This window comes from Roseomonas acroporae (assembly GCF_023223525.1).
GTDB classification, from domain to species: domain Bacteria; phylum Pseudomonadota; class Alphaproteobacteria; order Acetobacterales; family Acetobacteraceae; genus Roseomonas_E; species Roseomonas_E acroporae.
In genome coordinates this window covers 1-2,113 of sequence record NZ_JALPRX010000214.1, presented here as the reverse complement: position 1 = coordinate 2,113, position 2,113 = coordinate 1, and the positions used below count along the sequence as shown (strand labels likewise).

Genomic DNA, 2,113 nt, shown 5'->3' with positions numbered 1-2,113 from the left:
TCGCCGAGCGCGCGACGCCGTTGCGCACCAGCTCCGCCGCCACCGCGTTGGCGCGGCGCAGCGACAGCGCCTGGTTGTACTGCGGCGTGCCCGAACGGTCCGCGTGGCCGGAGACCTCGAGGCGCGTCACCTGCATGCGCTGCGAGTTCTGCGCCGCATCGGCGATGATCTGCCGGGCGCGGTCGGTCAGGTCGGCGCGGTCCCAGTCGAAGAACACCAGGTAGGTGCGCGCCGGGGCCGGGGCGACGGCCGGGGCCATCACCGGCGGCGGCGGCGGCGGCGGGGTGTAGAGCGCGTAGCGCAGGCCGACCATGACCGAGTGGTTGTAGTCATGCGCCGAGACGGTGCCACGGTTCAGCACGGCGGTGGTGTTGCCGCGGGTCAGCGTCGAGCCGGCGGTGGACCAGCGCTGCGGCAGGGTGCCGAGGAAGCGGTACTCGGTGGTGATCGCGAGACCCGGGACGGAAGCGATCGGGAAGGCGAGGCCCGCGATGCCCTGATAGGCGAAGCGGACATTGTCGCCGTACTTGTCGAAGTTCAGCCCGAGGCCGCTGCCGCTGACGCTGGTGCCGCGGAAGTCCGGATCGGTCCAGATCGCGCCGACGCCGCCGCCGATGTAGGGCTGCACGTAGTCGAAGCCGGTGATGCCGAACTGGGCCAGGCTGAGGTCGTACAGAACGTTGGCCATCACGCCGTAGGAACGCACGTTGCCGCGGATGCGGCCGATCGGCGCGCCGGGCGAGAAGCCACGGATCTTGTCCACGTCGTTCTCGCGGTAGCTGCCCTCGACCTCGGCGCGCAGGCCGTTGCCGAAGCCCCAGCCGAGGGCGAGCACGCCACCCCAGCCCGGTCCGAAGGTGGCCTTGCCGCCCTGCCGGAAGCCGTTGGCGCTCAGCGCCGACGCCGCCGCACCATGCGCGTTCATCGTGGTCGGCTGCAGATAGTTATAGAGCGCGCCGCCGCCGATATAGAGGCCGGTGACCGGCTGCGCCTGCGCGACCACCGGCAGGGACAGCATCGTCGCCGCAAGCAGGGCCTTCTTGAGCCGCATAGTTGGTTCTCCATCAATCCCGGGGCCGCCGTCGCGTGAGCCAAGTTCCTGGCGCATCCCCACGGGCCTCGCGCAGGAGCTAACGCCAATACCGCCGCTTCGCCATGGGCTGTCAAGTAAATGGGCAGCGCTGTGTCCGACAAGACACAGGATTGGGAGTTCGGAATGATTACTTGTGTACCGCCTTCGTGATTTCCTGAAATGGTTCGCAACTCACGCAATGATGATGACGCGCCGATTGATGGGTGACATGGCGGTGATTTCAGGGCCCGTTCATGAACGGATCGCTCATGTTTCCGTGAATACGCCCACTCGCAGATGGGGCGCGAAATCTTTTCGATAAAGGAATATCATGGCCGGGCCATGCGTCCGGACCGGACCGCGCCTGGCGACGTGGCGACCGCCGAACGGGGGAATGGAACAGGCCCGACGCCACGGCGTGGTGTCGCGCCGAAGCCGCCTCCCGCCATCGGACAGAAACCGCCGGCGATCCGCTCTACTGATGCGGAAGGCCGGATTGTCCGGCCCGCCCCAGGGAAGCGAGCCCCGGAGAAGCGCCGGAAAAGGCTTCGTCGCCCGGCGTGAGGGATCCGGGGCGCAACCCGGAAGGAAGTGCCGGCCGACGCCATCGGCACGAGACGCCGGCGCGTGTCCCGGCGAATTCCGGGCCGGTCCGCGCCGTTCCGCCCTGGCCGCGTCCGCCCTCTCCCCGCTCGCCGACGACCGTGCGCCCGCGCCGGAGCCGTAGAATGCGCCGGGCCTGCCCGGCCGGCGGCTGCGGAGATGGTGGCGGATCAGTCGGGCATGGCCGGATCGCGGAACAGGCATGGTCCCGGCGCCGGGGCCGGCCGACGCATGGCCTGCATGACGCCGGCGCATCGGGGTTCCAGCCGACCCGCTGGCCGCCGCCGATCGGACGGGAAACGGCGCCCATGTCCGGCGCGTCCCGACCGGAAACCTCTCCGGACACGGAAAAGGGCGCCTTGCGGCGCCCTTCCCCTCGGTCCCTCGCCCCGACGCCGGCCCCACCCCCTGTCCCGGGGAGGGCCGCGGCGGGGCCGG

Annotated in this window: 1 protein-coding gene; it reads right to left on the bottom strand. The window is 70.3% G+C overall.

The features are described from left to right. A partial coding sequence (locus M0638_RS28030) for an OmpA family protein (RefSeq protein ID WP_248670247.1) occupies positions 1–1,051 on the bottom strand: 1,051 nt, incomplete at its 3' end. Positions 1,052–2,113: the final 1,062 nt, after the last annotated feature.